The 14,458-nt window shown below is 65.6% G+C and carries 16 protein-coding genes; 13 read left to right on the top strand and 3 right to left on the bottom strand.

All coding sequences use genetic code 11. From position 1 onward, the window contains the following. Positions 1 to 2 precede the first annotated feature (2 nt). Genes QCE64_RS34090 through QCE64_RS34070 form a run of 5 tightly spaced genes read left to right on the top strand, consistent with a single transcriptional unit; the run spans position 3 to position 5,717 of the window. Positions 3 to 1,490, top strand: coding sequence for a sugar ABC transporter ATP-binding protein (locus QCE64_RS34090; RefSeq protein WP_310008534.1), 1,488 nt, complete (start codon positions 3 to 5; stop codon positions 1,488 to 1,490). Next, the gene (locus tag QCE64_RS34085) at positions 1,471 to 2,487 is read left to right on the top strand and encodes an ABC transporter permease (protein ID WP_310008532.1); all 1,017 of its coding nucleotides are present in this window, start codon (positions 1,471 to 1,473) and stop codon (positions 2,485 to 2,487) included. Before QCE64_RS34090 ends, QCE64_RS34085 begins: the two co-directional genes overlap by 20 nt. A gap of 36 nt (positions 2,488 to 2,523) precedes the next feature. Then, positions 2,524 to 3,486 (top strand): substrate-binding domain-containing protein, encoded by a 963-nt coding sequence (locus tag QCE64_RS34080; RefSeq protein ID WP_309935348.1) that lies wholly within the window; start codon positions 2,524 to 2,526, stop codon positions 3,484 to 3,486. 51 nt (positions 3,487 to 3,537) lie between these two features. Then, positions 3,538 to 4,599 (top strand): sugar phosphate isomerase/epimerase family protein, encoded by a 1,062-nt coding sequence (locus QCE64_RS34075; protein WP_310008529.1) that lies wholly within the window; start codon positions 3,538 to 3,540, stop codon positions 4,597 to 4,599. Continuing rightward, positions 4,596 to 5,717 (top strand): Gfo/Idh/MocA family oxidoreductase, encoded by a 1,122-nt coding sequence (locus tag QCE64_RS34070; protein WP_310008527.1) that lies wholly within the window; start codon positions 4,596 to 4,598, stop codon positions 5,715 to 5,717. The genes QCE64_RS34075 and QCE64_RS34070 overlap by 4 nt, the downstream gene beginning before the upstream one ends. Here QCE64_RS34070 and QCE64_RS34065 read toward each other — a convergent pair. The 3 genes from QCE64_RS34065 to gndA form a co-directional block, all read right to left on the bottom strand. After that, on the bottom strand, positions 5,712 to 6,071 hold the full coding sequence (locus tag QCE64_RS34065) for a DUF1493 family protein (protein ID WP_310008651.1): 360 nt from the start codon (positions 6,069 to 6,071) through the stop codon (positions 5,712 to 5,714). The two genes, QCE64_RS34070 and QCE64_RS34065, sit on opposite strands and share 6 nt — an antisense overlap. Continuing rightward, on the bottom strand, positions 6,071 to 6,442 hold the full coding sequence (locus tag QCE64_RS34060; RefSeq protein WP_404987814.1) for an STM2901 family protein: 372 nt from the start codon (positions 6,440 to 6,442) through the stop codon (positions 6,071 to 6,073). Before QCE64_RS34060 ends, QCE64_RS34065 begins: the two co-directional genes overlap by 1 nt. 153 nt (positions 6,443 to 6,595) lie before the next feature. Further along, a complete protein-coding gene (gndA, locus tag QCE64_RS34055; protein ID WP_309818836.1) occupies positions 6,596 to 8,002 on the bottom strand; it encodes an NADP-dependent phosphogluconate dehydrogenase in 1,407 nt (468 codons plus the stop codon). A gap of 274 nt (positions 8,003 to 8,276) precedes the next feature. On the opposite strand from gndA, the gene QCE64_RS34050 reads away from it, so the two are divergent. The 8 genes from QCE64_RS34050 to otnK all read left to right on the top strand — a co-directional run bounded on the left by QCE64_RS34050 (position 8,277) and on the right by otnK (position 14,324). Further along, complete coding sequence (locus QCE64_RS34050; RefSeq protein WP_309927332.1) at positions 8,277 to 8,618, top strand: hypothetical protein; 342 nt, start codon at positions 8,277 to 8,279, stop codon at positions 8,616 to 8,618. 27 nt (positions 8,619 to 8,645) lie between these two features. Further along, positions 8,646 to 9,581: a 2-dehydropantoate 2-reductase gene (gene panE / locus QCE64_RS34045; protein ID WP_309927331.1), complete on the top strand. Its 936-nt coding sequence runs from the start codon at positions 8,646 to 8,648 to the stop codon at positions 9,579 to 9,581. After that, positions 9,578 to 10,126: a chromate transporter gene (locus tag QCE64_RS34040; protein ID WP_309927330.1), complete on the top strand. Its 549-nt coding sequence runs from the start codon at positions 9,578 to 9,580 to the stop codon at positions 10,124 to 10,126. Before panE ends, QCE64_RS34040 begins: the two co-directional genes overlap by 4 nt. Further along, positions 10,123 to 10,650: a chromate transporter gene (locus tag QCE64_RS34035; RefSeq protein WP_310008522.1), complete on the top strand. Its 528-nt coding sequence runs from the start codon at positions 10,123 to 10,125 to the stop codon at positions 10,648 to 10,650. Before QCE64_RS34040 ends, QCE64_RS34035 begins: the two co-directional genes overlap by 4 nt. A gap of 65 nt (positions 10,651 to 10,715) precedes the next feature. Next, on the top strand, positions 10,716 to 11,054 hold the full coding sequence (locus QCE64_RS34030; RefSeq protein ID WP_310008520.1) for a thioredoxin family protein: 339 nt from the start codon (positions 10,716 to 10,718) through the stop codon (positions 11,052 to 11,054). 341 nt (positions 11,055 to 11,395) lie between these two features. Beyond that, the gene (locus tag QCE64_RS34025) at positions 11,396 to 12,100 is read left to right on the top strand and encodes a FadR/GntR family transcriptional regulator (protein WP_310008518.1); all 705 of its coding nucleotides are present in this window, start codon (positions 11,396 to 11,398) and stop codon (positions 12,098 to 12,100) included. A 26-nt stretch (positions 12,101 to 12,126) separates the two neighbouring features. Beyond that, positions 12,127 to 13,023, top strand: coding sequence for an L-threonate dehydrogenase (gene ltnD / locus QCE64_RS34020; protein ID WP_310008516.1), 897 nt, complete (start codon positions 12,127 to 12,129; stop codon positions 13,021 to 13,023). Beyond that, the gene (gene otnK, locus QCE64_RS34015; protein WP_310008514.1) at positions 13,020 to 14,324 is read left to right on the top strand and encodes a 3-oxo-tetronate kinase; all 1,305 of its coding nucleotides are present in this window, start codon (positions 13,020 to 13,022) and stop codon (positions 14,322 to 14,324) included. The genes ltnD and otnK overlap by 4 nt, the downstream gene beginning before the upstream one ends. Positions 14,325 to 14,458 lie beyond the last annotated feature (134 nt).

Genomic DNA, 14,458 nt, shown 5'->3' with positions numbered 1-14,458 from the left:
TCATGAGCCTCGCAGTGCGCTTCGACGGAGTGGAGAAACAGTTCGGGCCGGTGCGCGTGCTGCACGGCGTGGACTTCGAGCTGACGCCGGGGCGCATCCATGGCCTGCTCGGTGAGAACGGCGCGGGCAAATCGACGCTGATGAAGATTCTCGCGGGCTACGAGCGGGCGAGCGCGGGTGCGATCCTGATCGACGGACGTGCGCGCGACTTCACCAGTTCACGCGATGCCGAACAGGCGGGCATCGTGCTGATCCACCAGGAACTGAATCTGGCGGATCACCTGAGCATCACGCAGAACATGTTTCTCGGGCACGAGTTGAAGAAGGGCTTCTTCCTCGACGAAACCGCGATGCGCGAGGCCGCCCGCGCACGGCTCGCCGAAGTGGGTCTGCACAAGAACCCGGATACGCGCGTGCGCGATCTGATCGTCGCGGAGAAGCAGTTGGTGGAGATCGCGAAGGCGATGCTGCGCGAAGCGCGTCTGCTCATCATGGACGAGCCGACCGCGACCCTCACGCCTTCGGAGACGCAGCGGCTGTTCGGGCTGATGGCGCGCCTGAAGGAAGCGGGCACGACCATCGTGTACATCTCGCACAAGCTCGATGAAGTCGAGCGCGTCACCGACGAAGTCATCGTGATGCGCGACGGGCGTTTCGTCGCGCGCGCGCCGACTGCCGAACTCACGCGGCAGCAGATGGCGAATCTGATGGTGGGCCGCGAAGTCTTCGACATGTTCCCCGCCAAACCCGCGCTCGCCGCGACGGCGCCGGTCGCGTTCGAAGTCGAGCGGGCTTCTGTGCCGGGCTGGGCGCACGATGTGAGTTTCGCCGTGCGCAAGGGCGAGGTGTTCGGTTTCGCGGGCCTGGTGGGCGCGGGCCGCACGGAACTGTTCGAGGCGCTGGTCGGCCTGCGGCCGTTAAGCGCGGCGCAAGTCGCCGTGAATGGCGCGAGCGTGAAGCTCGGCAATCCGCGCGACGCGATGCGCCATGGCCTCACTTACCTGAGCGAGGATCGCAAGGGACGCGGCCTGCACGTCGACATGGCGCTGAAGGACAACCTGACGATGATGACGCTGGAACGCTACGCGCATCCGCTCGTCGACATGCGCGCCGAACGCGATGCGCTGAAACAGGCGGTCGGTGACTTCGGCATTCGCACGGGCAACCTGTCGGCGCGTGCGCGGATGCTGTCGGGCGGCAACCAGCAGAAGCTCGCGCTCGCCAAGTTCCTGCATCCCGACCCGCGCGTGATCGTGCTCGACGAACCGACGCGCGGCGTCGATGTCGGCGCGAAACGCGACATCTATTTCCTGATTCACCGGCTCGCCGCGGAAGGGCGCGCGGTGATCGTGATCTCGTCCGAACTGATCGAGCTGATTGGCCTGTGTCATCGCGTCGCCGTGATGCGCGCGGGCGAACTTGTCGCGACGCTCGGCATGGATCTTCTGACTGAAGAGAGGTTGATCGCGCATGCGACCGGCACACACTGAAGACATCGCCAGCGAGAGCCGGCTCTCCAGCGTCGCGCGATTCCTGTTCGGCGTCGGGCCGCTGATCGGGCTGATTGCGCTGTGCGTCGGCGGCACGCTGCTCAACGGCGATTTCGCCACCGTCGACAACGCGATGAACGTGCTCACGCGCACCTCGTTCATCGGCATCATCGCGGTGGGCATGACCTTCGTGATCATCTCCGGCGGCATCGATCTTTCGGTGGGCTCGATGGCCGCGCTCATCGCGGGCAGCATGATCTACGTGATGAACGGGCTGCTGCAGGGCTTTCACGGACACGCGGTGCCACCGCTCGCGATCATCGCAATCGGCATCGTGCTGGCGCTCGTGCTGGGCGCACTGTTCGGCTTTGCGCACGGCGTGCTCGTGACGAAGGGGCGCATCGAACCGTTCATCGTCACGCTGGGCACGCTCGGCATCTTTCGCGCGCTGCTCACGTGGCTCGCGGACGGCGGCGCGCTCACGCTCGACAACTCGCTCGCCGATCTCTACGGTCCGGTCTACTACGCGAGCCTGTTCGGCGTGCCGGTGCCCATCTGGGTGTTCCTGATCGTCGCGGCGGGCGGCGCGCTCGTGCTCAACCGCACCGTGTATGGCCGGCACGTGCAGGCCATCGGCTCGAACGAACAGGTGGCGCGCTATGCGGCCATCCAGGTCGATCGCGTAAAGATCGTGACCTATGTGCTGCTCGGCCTGTGCGTCGCCGTGGCCACCATCCTGTACGTGCCGCGCCTCGGTTCGGCCACGCCGACGACGGGCCTGCTGTGGGAACTCGAAGCGATCGCGTCCGTCGTGGTCGGCGGCACCGCGCTGAAGGGCGGCGACGGGCGCGTGATCGGCACGGTGATCGGCGCGATCCTGCTTTCTGTCATCAACAACATCCTGAACCTGACGAGCATCATCAGCGTGTATCTGAATGCGGCGGTGCAGGGCGCCGTGATCATCCTTGTAGCGTATCTGCAGCGCGGCCGCCGCTAGCCGCGCCTGCACATTCATAAAACCGGAGACATCGTCATGAAAAAAATGCTTCGCGCGCTCGGTGCGCTGACCGTCGTGGCCAGCGCCTGTGCCGCCATCGCTCCCGCGTCGGCCGCCGACAAGGTTGTGCTCGGCGTCGCGATTCCCACGGCGGACCACGGCTTCACGGGCGGCATCGTCTGGTGGGCCAATGAAGCGAAGAAGGACCTGGAGAAGGCGCATCCCGATCTCAAGGTCATCGTGAAGACGGCGGGCAGCGCGCCCGAGCAGGCCAACCAGGTGCAGGATCTGGTGACGGTCAACAAGATCAATGCGCTCGTGATTTTCCCGCAGGAATCGGCCTCGCTGACGCAGCCGGTCGCGCAGGTGAAGAAGAAGGGCGTGTATGTGACGGTGGTGGATCGCGGCCTGACCGACACCAGCGCGCAGGATGCCTACGTGGCCGGCGACAACACCGCATTCGGCAAGATCCCCGCCGAGTATCTGGCGAAGGCGCTGGACGGCAAGGGTGACATCGTCGCGCTGCGCGGCATTCCGACGACGCTCGACAACGAGCGCTGGACGGCGTTCGAGGGCGTCATCAAGCAGCATCCGGACATGAAGATCCTCGATGCAAAGTACGCCAACTGGAATCGCGACGATGCCTTCAAGGTGATGCAGGACTATCTGACGCGCTTCAAGCATATCGACGCCGTCTGGGCCGCCGACGACGACATGATGATCGGCGTGCTGAAGGCGATCGACCAGGCTAAGCGCACGGACGTCAGGATCGTGTTCGGGGGTGCGGGATCGAAGGAAGCGGTGAAGCGCGTGATGGACGGCGACAAGCGCGTGCCGGCGGACGTGTCGTACTCGCCGAAATTCATCTACGACGCGATCAAGCTGACGGCGGAAGCGCGCCTGAAGGGCGACAAGCTGCCGGCCACGACCATCATTCCTTCGGTGCTGATCACGAAGGACAACGCCAAGCAGTTCTATTTCCCGAACTCGCCGTTCTGACGCGCGCGGGCCGCGTCATGCGGCCCTGCGGTTTCCACTGAGAGGCGGAAGATGAAGACCATCAAGGGCCCTGCGATCTTTCTGGCGCAGTTCATGGGCGCCCAGGCGCCGTTCGATACGCTGGGCAACCTCGCGGCCTGGGCGGCCTCGCTCGGTTACGAGGGCATCCAGGTGCCCGCCGACCCGCGTCTGATCGACCTGGAGAAAGCCGCGTCCAGCGATGCCTATTGCGACCAGATCCGCCGCACGGTGGAAGACGCAGGCGTCGCTATCACCGAATTGTCGACGCATCTGCAAGGGCAACTGGTGGCCGTGCATCCGGCGTACGACACGCTGTTCGACGGCTTCGCCGCGCCGCATGTGCGCGGTCATCCCGAGGCGCGCACCGAATGGGCGATCGCGCAGCTCAAGCTGGCGGCGGCGGCGTCGAAACGGCTGGAACTCGCCGCGCACGTGACGTTTTCAGGGGCGCTGGCGTGGCCGTATGTATATCCGTGGCCGCAGCGTCCGGCGGGTTTGGTCGAAACCGCTTTCGACGAACTCGCGGCGCGCTGGCGCCCGATTCTCGACGAGTTCGAGCGTGCGGGCGTCGATGTCTGCTATGAACTGCATCCGGGCGAAGACCTGCACGACGGCGTGACTTTCGAGCGCTTTCTCGCGGCGGTGGACGATCATCCGCGCGCGAACATCCTGTTCGATCCGAGCCATTTCATGCTGCAACAGCTGGATTACCTCGCGTTCATCGACATTTATCACGCACGCATCAAGGCGTTCCATGTGAAGGACGCCGAGTTCCGGCCGAACGGACGGCAGGGCGTGTACGGCGGTTATTCGGGATGGGCCGACCGCGCGGGACGGTTTCGTTCGCTCGGCGACGGCCAGATCGACTTCAAGGCGATCTTCTCGAAGATGGCGCAGTACGACTTCCCGGGCTGGGCCGTGCTCGAATGGGAATGCGCGCTGAAGCATCCGGAAGACGGCGCGCGCGAGGGCGCGCCCTTCATTCGCGAGCACATCATCCGCGTGGCGGAGCGCGCCTTCGACGACTTCGCCGGCAGCGGCGCGAGCCGCGCGCAGATGCGCGGGCTGCTGGGCATCGGAGAGGCGCGATGAGGCGCGTGCGGCTGGGCATGGTCGGCGGCGGCAAGGGCGCGTTCATCGGCGCGGTGCATCGGATGGCGGCGCGGCTCGACGACCGCTGGGAGCTGGTGGCGGGCGCGTTGTCGGCGGATGCGGGACGGGCGGCGTCGAGCGCGGCGGCGATCGGCCTTTCGCGCAGTTACGACGACTATCGCGAGATGGCGCGGGCCGAGGCGGCGCGAACCGATGGCGTCGAAGCGGTGGCGATCGTCACGCCGAATCATCTGCATGCGCCGGTCGCGACGGCTTTTCTCGAAGCCGGCATCCATGTGATCTGCGACAAGCCGCTGGCGGTGTCGCTCGACGAAGGCGAGGCGCTCTCGAAGCTTGCGCGCGAGAAGGGCCTGCTGTTCGCGGTGACTTATACCTACACGGGTTATCCGCTCGTGCGGCACGCGCGCGGCATGGTGCGGGACGGGCTGCTCGGAGACATTCGCGTGGTGCAGGTCGAGTATGCGCAGGACTGGCTGTCGCTGCCGGTGGAAACGCAGGCGAACCGCCAGGCCGTATGGCGCACGGACCCGGCGCTCGCGGGTCCGGCGGGCTGTCTTGGCGATATCGGCACACATGCGTATCAGCTGGCCGAATACGTGACCGGCATGCGTCCGGCGGAACTGGCCGCGGACGTGACGACCTTCGTGCCGAACCGGCGCGTCGACGATCATGTGCAGGCGATGTTCCGCTACGACGGCGGCGCGCGCGGCATGTTGTGGGCGAGTCAGGTGGCCGCGGGCGAGGAAAACGCGTTGCGGCTGCGCGTGTACGGCACGAAGGCCGGTTTGTCCTTCGATCAGCAAACGCCGAACGAATTGTGGTTCACGCCGATAGGCGGGGCGTCGGAACGGATCACGCGCGGGCGCGTGCGGAGCGCCGAGGCATCGCACGCGACGCGCGTGCCGGCGGGGCATCCGGAAGGCTATCTGGAGGCGTTCGCGCAGCTTTATGCGGATGCGGCGACGTGCATCACGAGCGGCACGACGCAGGGCGATGGCTGGCTCACGACGGTCGAGGATGGCGTCGCGGGCTTGCGCTTCATCGATGCGGTGTTGCGGAGCAATGGGAGGGACGGGGCGTGGGTGGGTGTGTCATGACGCGGGCCACTTGCCGTACAGCATCGCTGCTTCGAGCATGCCCAGGATCAACTGGCAACCGCCGAGCGTGTCGCGCGACGCGCGGCTGAAGGGTGCCTTGAACACGGTGAGCAGGAAGCGTGACAGGCTCAGCGTGCTGGCGGGATAGTAGTGGGTGATGTCGAATGCACGCATGTCGATGTCGAACGCCGCGCTCCACTCGGTGAGAAAAGCCGAGATGCGGTCGGGGTTCAGATCGAGGTCGTGATTGAGATCGGTGTCACGGGTGAAGTGGTCTTCTCCGAACAGCGGTTTGCCAACGGCTCGTTCAACGAAGGTCAGGAGCGCGTCCCAGGCTTGTTCGTCTGTGACCATCACCAGCGGTCCTCCGGCTTGACGGTCGAGTTGTAGACGAGACTCGCGCGCCACATGATGCTCGATACGTCATTAGCGAGCAGAACCCAGCCGACTCCAGGAATTGCCCTTCCCACGAATGCGCCCAGGTTACGCGTGAATTTAATCCGCAGCGCAAAGACACTCGAGAAAGACGTAATGGTGGGCAGTATTCGGTATTTGATCTCGACAGGAAGTAATGATCTGGACACCATAGAGGCAACCGAGGTTCTTCGCGACACTAGCGACACATCGACGCCCGTTTGCTTGCAGGTTTCGTCGAGCACGATCAGAAAGAATAGCTCGGAAGGTGACAATTTGTCGTGGATGCCATATTGATAAAGATTGCTCATCATGATTGTGATCGTTACGCAATCGCACGAGCATAGCCGCGTGTGCCGACGCCAGCAACGCTCGCCACCAGACAGTCAAACCAACGTCCCACCCAAAAAAATGCGGCTCCCGAAAGAGCCGCATTCACCTTCAGCATTCAGTTACGCGAATCGTCACGCCCAGTTCGCGTGGAAGCTTCCCGGCTTGTCCGTCCGTTCGAACGTATGCGCGCCGAAGAAATCGCGTTGCGCCTGCACCAGGTTCGCCGGCAGCGTTTCCGAGCGATAGCCGTCGAAGTACGCAATCGCCGACGAGAACGCCGGCACCGGAATGCCCGCCTTCACCGCCGCGACGATCACTTCACGCAGCGCGTCCTGATACTTCGCCGCGATGTCGCTGAAGTACGGATCCAGCAACAAATTCGCGAGTTCAGGGTTGGTCTTGTACGCATCGGTGATCTTCTGCAGGAAGCGCGCGCGGATGATGCAGCCCGCACGGAAGATCTTCGCGATCTCGCCGTAATGCAGATCCCAGTTGTATTCGTCCGATGCCGCGCGCAACTGCGCGAAACCCTGCGCATACGAGACGATCTTCGACAGATACAGTGCACGCCGCACCGCTTCGACGAACGCGGCGCGATCGCCTTCGAAGCCCGGCTTCGGTCCCGACAGCACCTTGCTCGCCGCGACCCGCTGCGTTTTCAGCGACGACAGCACGCGCGCGAACACGGCTTCCGTGATCAGCGGCAGCGGCGCGCCGAGATCGAGCGCGTTCTGGCTCGTCCACTTGCCGGTGCCTTTCTGCGCGGCGCGGTCGAGAATGACATCGACGAGATCCTTGCCGGTTTCCTCGTCCTTCTTCGAAAAGATCTTCGACGTGATTTCAATCAGGTAACTGTCCAGCTCGCCCTGATTCCACTCGACATACACCTTGCCGAGTTCCTCGTTCGACAGACCCGCCACGCGCTTCAGCACGTCATAGCTTTCGGCGATCAACTGCATGTCGCCGTATTCGATGCCGTTGTGCACCATCTTCACGAAATGGCCCGCGCCGTCCGGACCCATGTAGGCCACGCACGGCTCGCCGTCCGGCGCCTTCGCCGCGATCTCGGTGAGGATGGGCGCAACCAGTTCGTAGGCTTCCTTCTGCCCGCCCGGCATGATCGACGGACCCTTCAGCGCGCCTTCCTCGCCGCCCGACACGCCCGTGCCGATGAAATGCAGGCCCGACTTCGCGAGATCCTGGTTGCGGCGGATGGTGTCGGTGAAATGGGTGTTGCCGCCGTCGATGAGAATGTCGCCTTTCTCGAGCAGCGGACGAAGCTGGGCGATGGTGTCGTCGGTGCCGGCGCCGGCCTTGACCATCATCAGGATGCGGCGCGGCTTTTCGAGCGACTGCACGAACTCTTCGAGCGTGTACGTGGGGACCAACTTCTTATCGGGGTGTTCGGCAATCAGTTCGTCGGTTTTCTCGCGGCTGCGGTTGTAGACCGAAACGGCGTGTCCGCGGCTCTCGATGTTCAGGGCCAGGTTGCGGCCCATGACGGCGAGGCCTACCACGCCGATAGCTTGCTTGCTCATGCTTGATCTCCGAAAGACCGAAGCTCCGCGCGGCTCGTGGCGCGCGGCTTCGGGGTGAAAACGTGTCGATGGGAGCGGCGCCCGCGCGTGGAGAGATCGCCTCACGGTGCGGCCGGCGATGGGCCGGACCGGTCAGACGCGCGAACGCAGACCGACCCGAATTTACCACTTTGACGCGCTTCCGGCAGGGAGCGCGCTGTCCGGACGAGCGCCGGATGCCGCCCCGTCTTAGAATGTCAGCCCGCAACGAACACGCCGCGAAGGCGCCCGGAACATGCCGCCCGCACGGCGCGCGCGACGCCATCATTACTCGGTCTACGTCGTCGAATTGTCCGACCAGGTCTGGAACGAAGCGCGCTTTCGCCGCGCCAATCCGGAGTATGTCGTCGGCAAGCCGTTCGTCTATGTGGGCATGACGGGCATCGATCCGGACGTGCGTTTCGACAAGCACAAGGCGGGCATCCAGTCGAACCGCTTCGTGCGCGACTATGGTCTGCGGCTCCTGCCGCAACTGTACGAGATGTACAACCCAATGCCCTACGACGGCGCGCGCGACATGGAAGTGGAACTGGGCATCGGTTTGCGGGAAGCGGGTTATGGCGTCTGGCAGGCTTGAAACGGACTCAATGACAAGGAGCGGGACATGCGGATTCTGGTGGTGGGTGCGGGGGCGATCGGCGGTTATTTCGGGGCGCGGCTGCTGGAAGCGGGCCGCGACGTGACGTTTCTCGTGCGCGAGCGCCGCGCCGAACGCCTGCGGCAATGCGGCCTGAAGGTGAAGAGTCCGGAGGGCGATCTCACGTTCGCCTGTCCGCCGATGACCCTCGCAAAAGACCTTGACCATCCGTTCGACCTGGTCCTGCTGAGCTGCAAGGCTTACGACCTGCAAAACGCGATCGATTCGTTCGCGCCGGCTGTCGGTCCGGACACGGTGATCCTGCCGCTGCTCAACGGCATGGCGCATCTCGACGCGCTCGACGCGCGCTTCGGCGCGGCCAACGTGCTCGGCGGCCAGTGCGTGATTGCCGCGACGCTCGATGCCGAAGGCGAGATCGTCCATTTGAACAACATGCATTCGATGACGGTCGGCGAGCGCGCGGGCGGGCGTTCCGCGCGCATCGAGGCGGTCGCCGCCCAGCTCGATGGCGCCGGATTCGAACTGAACGTGAGCGAGGACATCCTGCAATCGATGTGGGACAAATGGGTGTTCCTCGCCACGCTCGCGACCGGCACGTGCCTGATGCGTGCGCCGATCGGCGACATTCTCGATGCGCCCGGCGGCGAAGACGTGCTCAGGCGGCTCTTCATGGAGTGCCAGGGCGTCGCGGCGGACAACGATCATCCGCCGCCGGAAGCGGTCATCGAGCGGGCGCGCGCGAGCTTCGGGCAACGCGGCTCGCTGCTGACCGCGTCGATGCTGCGCGACCTCGAGAACGGCGCGCCGATCGAGGCGGATCACATCGTCGGCGATCTGATCGCGCGGCGGCGCTCGAAGGTGGAGGGCGCATCGATGCTGGAAGTGGCGTACGCGCATCTGAAAGCCTACGAAGCGCGCCGGACGCGCACCGCAAGCGCATGACTGAGCAACACGCGCCGCGTCCCGGCATCGCGGAACTCTTCACGGGCTTTCTCACGCTCGGACTGACCGCGTTCGGCGGGGCGCTGCCGCTGGCGCGGCGTGAAATCGTCGAGCGCCGCAAATGGCTCGATGCCGATGAGTTCACCGATCTCCTCGGCCTCTGCCAGTTCCTGCCGGGCGGCAACGTGATCAATCTGTCGGTGGCGATCGGCATGCGCTTTCGCGGCGTGCCCGGCGCGCTCGCGGGCCTGCTCGGGCTGCTGGTCGGGCCTTCGCTGATCGTGATCGGACTCGGCGTGATCTATCAGCGCACGCATCAGGACCCGCGCATCGCGCATTTGTTCGCCGGACTCGCGGCAGCCGCGGCGGGCTTGCTGATCGCGATGGCGGTGAAGCTCCTCTGGCCGCTGCGGCGCAAGCCCGAGGCGGCGGCCGTCGCGCTGCTCATGTTCGCGGCGATCGCGTTCCTGCGCACGCCGCTCCTGCCGACCATGCTCGTCTTCACGCCGATCTCGGTCCTGGTCGCGTGGAAGGTGGGCCGATGAATCACGACCTGGTTTCGCTCGCGGCCATCTTCAGCCAGCTCTCGCTGCTGGCGTTCGGCGGCGGCAATTCCATCCTGCCGGAGATGCAGCGTCAGGTCGTGCAGGTGCACGAATGGATGTCGAAGGCCGATTTCTCGGCGTTGTTCGCGCTTGCGCAGGCGGCGCCGGGCCCGAACATGATGGTCGTCACGCTGATCGGCTGGCATGTGGCCGGCTGGCCGGGCGTGCTGGTCACGTCGATTGCGAAATTCGGGCCGTCGTCGCTGGTGACGATGGCCGCGCTCCACGCGTGGGAACGCTTCAAGACGCGTCCGTGGCGGCGCACCGTGCAGCTCGGGCTCGTGCCGATCACGGCAGGACTCGTGGCGGCGAGTGCGCTGCTGATCGCCGAAGCCTCCGACGAAACCGCGATGCTGACGGCGATCACCGGCGCCGTCGCGCTGCTGTCGTATCGAACGAAGCTGCATCCGCTGTGGCTGCTGGCGGCCGGCGCGCTGATCGGCCTGACGGGATTCGGGCAATGACGCGTATTTGCGGCGGGCAGGCTTCCTGCTGAAAAACTCACAACCAGGACACAAGGACGAGCGCCATGACGACGACCCTCGAATACGTGAAGACCGCGCCGGAACGCGCGGAACTCGACACCACGCGCGGCCCGCTGGTCGTGGAGTTCGGCACGGACTGGTGCGGCCATTGCCGCGCGGCGCAGCCGCTGATCGCGCAGGCGTTCCAGGGGCATGGCGCAGTGCGGCACATGAAGATCGAGGACGGCAGCGGCCGGCCGCTCGGACGCTCGTTTCGCGTGAAGCTCTGGCCGACGCTCGTCTTTTTGCGCGATGGCAAGGAAGTCGCGCGGCTCGTGAGGCCGGGCGATGTCGCCCAGATCAGCGACGCGATCGCGCAGATCGAGGCACCGTCCGCGCAATAACGCCGCGATGCGCAATGCCGCGACGGCATTGCGCTTTGTCATTGGATTCCGAAGCCGGCGAGCCGATCGCGCTAATCGCTTTGCACTATCTCAATCGCGGACCGCAGGTCGAAACCTCCGTCAGGCTTGACTTGAGACGCCGGCATGTCTTTTTGTTTTGTGGCTTAGGGCCACCCCGCAGCGCGAGTTATCGCGCGTGGCGGGTCAGGCGTACCAGAGTTTTTTCCCCGATAAACGAAGACCTCATCCAGCAAACCAAGGGTTTTCGCTCAGTCCTGCTATGTCGAACAAAGTTGTATGATAACCCGACAACCTGACAGGACCGAGGGCGTCGTCATCGCATGTTCGAGAAGATCCCGCCGCGTGCGCTGTCCGACACTGTCGCGCAGCAACTGCAGAAGCAGATCGAGAAAGGCAGCTTCGCCGGCACCGGCAAGCTGCCGAGCGAGGCCATGCTCGCGCAGCAATTCGGCGTTAGCCGCACGGTCATCCGCGAGGCCATCTCCCGGCTCAAGAACGAAGGCATGGTGGAGCCGCGCCAGGGTAGCGGCGTGTTCATCGTCGAGCGGGCGGGCATCCGGCCGCTGCGCATCGATTACGCGCAGGCGGTCGAGCCGGGCGCCGTCGTGCAGATCCTCGCGCTGCGCCGCGCCATCGAGGCCGAAGTGGCCAGCGAAGCCGCGTTCCGCCGCAGCGCCGCACACATGGCAGCGATCGACCGGGCGCTCGCGCAGATCGACGTGGCCGTGCGCGAGGCGCGCGACGGCGTCGCGGAAGACGTCGCGTTCCATCGCGAGATCGCGACCGCCAGCGGTAATCCGTATTTCCTGAAAACGCTCACCTTCCTGAATCAGTATCTGGAAGCGGGCACGCTCGTCACGCGCGGCAACGAAGCGCTGCGCGAGGACTTCATGCGGCAGGTGCGCGAGGAACATGCGGCGATCGTCGAGGCCATCCGCGCGCGCGATGCCGATGCCGCACGCCGCGCCGCGCAGACGCATCTCATCAACGCCGCGCGCCGTCTGGCGGAAGCGGGCATCTACTGAATCCCTATCCGACCGAAGAGGAAGACATGACGAGAAACGTGGGCGTTATCGGGCTGGGCGCGATGGGCATGGGCGTCGCCCGTTCGCTGTTGCGCGCGGGCTTCGCCGTGCACGCGTGCGATGTGCGCCAGCCCGTGCTGGACGCGTTCGCGGCGGAAGGCGGCGTGGCCTGTGCATCGCCGGCCGAACTCGGCGCGCAATGCGACGTGGTGCTGACGGTCGTCGTCAACGCGGCGCAGACCGACGCCGTGCTGTTCGGCGAAACCGGCGCCGTGCCCGCGATGAAGGCGGGCGGCGTGGTGCTCGCGTGCGCGACGGTGTCGCCGCAATTCGCCGCTGATCTCGGCGCGCGCTGCGAGGCGCGGGGCGTGCAGATGCTGGATGCGCCGCTGTCTGGCGGCGCGGCGAAGGCCAACTCTGGCGCGATGACGATGATGACGTCCGGCCCCGCTGCGGCCTATGCCGCCTGCGAGGACGTGCTCGGGGCGATCGCCGGGCAGGTGTATCGGCTGGGCGAAGCGCACGGCGCGGGATCGAAGGTCAAGATCATCAATCAGCTGCTGGCGGGCGTGCATATCGCGGCGGCGGCCGAGGCGATGGCGCTGGGCTTGCGGGAAGGCGTCGATCCCGATGCGCTCTATGAAGTCATCACGCACAGCGCGGGCAACTCGTGGATGTTCGAGAACCGCGTGCCGCACATTCTCACTGGCGACTACACGCCGCTGTCCGCCGTCGATATCTTCGTCAAGGATCTCGGCCTCGTACTGGATACCGCGCGCAGCTCGAAGTTTCCGCTGCCGCTGTCGGCGGCGGCGCACCAGATGTTCATGATGGCGTCCACCGCCGGCCATGGCGGCGAGGACGATTCCGCGGTCATCAAGATCTTTCCGGGCATCGAGGTGCCGAAGGGAGCAAAGGCATGACGGGCACCATGCAAGAAGCGCAAGCGCCGCAAGCGCTGCTCGGCTGCATCGCCGACGATTTCACCGGCGCCACCGATCTCGCCAACATGCTGGTGCGCGGCGGCATGCGTACGGTGCAGACCATCGGCGTTCCGGAGGCGGGCGCGCGCATCCAGGCGGATGCGCTGGTGGTTGCGCTCAAGTCGCGCACCATCGACGCAAAGGAGGCCGTGCGCCAGTCGCTCGACGCGCTCGCCTGGCTGCGCGCGCAAGGCTGCACGCAGTTCTTCTTCAAATATTGCTCGACCTTCGATTCCACCGACCGCGGCAACATCGGCCCCGTCGCGGATGCGCTGCTCGATGCGCTCGGCGACGATTTCACGATTGCCTGCCCGGCGTTCCCGGAGAACGGCCGGACGCTGTTTCGCGGCCATCTGTTCGTCGGCGACGTGCTGCTGAGCGAATCGGGCATGGAGCATCATCCGCTCACGCCGATGACCGATCCGAATCTCGTGCGCGTCCTGCAGCGGCAGACGCAATCGAAAGTCGGGCTGCTGCGCTACGACACGATCGCGCAAGGCGCGGACGCGGTGCGCGCGCGCATCGCCGGACTGCGCCAGGAAGGCGTGCGCCTGGCGATCGCCGATGCCGTCTCCGACGCCGATCTCTACACGCTCGGCGAAGCATGCCGCGATCTCGCGCTGATCACCGGCGGCTCCGGCGTCGCGCTGGGCTTGCCGCGCAACTTCGGCGCGGCAAACCGGCTCGCGCATGCGGAACAGGCGGCGGCGCTGCCGTCGATTGAAGGCAAGGCGGTCGTGCTGGCGGGCAGCGCATCAAAAGCGACGAACGCGCAGGTGGCGGCGTGGCGCGCGTCGAGGCCGAGCTTTCGCGTGGATCCGCTGGCGCTCGCGCGCGGCGAGCCGGTGGTCGATCAGGCGGTCGCGTTCGCGCGCGAGCACTTCGGCAAGAACGAAACCGTGCTGATCTACGCAACCTCGTCGCCCGACGAAGTCAAGGCGGTGCAGAGCCAGCTGGGCGTCGAGCAGGCGGGGCAACTGGTGGAAGCGGCGCTCGCCGGGATCGCGCGGCGCTTGCGGGATGAAGGCGTGCGCAAGTTCGTCGTCGCGGGCGGCGAGACTTCCGGCGCGGTCGTGCAGGCGCTGGACGTGCGCAGCCTGCGGATCGGCCCGCAGATCGATCCGGGCGTGCCGGCGACGCAGTCCATCGGCACGCAAGGCGACGATGCGCTCGGCCTCGCGCTCAAATCCGGCAATTTCGGCACCGCCGATTTCTTCGAGAAAGCGCTGCGGGCGCTGTGATGAGATTTTCTGAAGAAGGGGAGAGCACTTCGGAACTGTAGCTATCGACGTCGCCGCGTCGCAGGCCGCTAGCTGAAGCGCCCATCGACGAACCGCGCGACCTCACGACCTCACGACCCTTTCGCAACTTCGCA

Source organism: Caballeronia sp. LZ043, from assembly GCF_031451075.1.
Lineage (GTDB): Bacteria > Pseudomonadota > Gammaproteobacteria > Burkholderiales > Burkholderiaceae > Caballeronia.
This window is presented reverse-complemented; position numbering and strand designations above follow the sequence as displayed.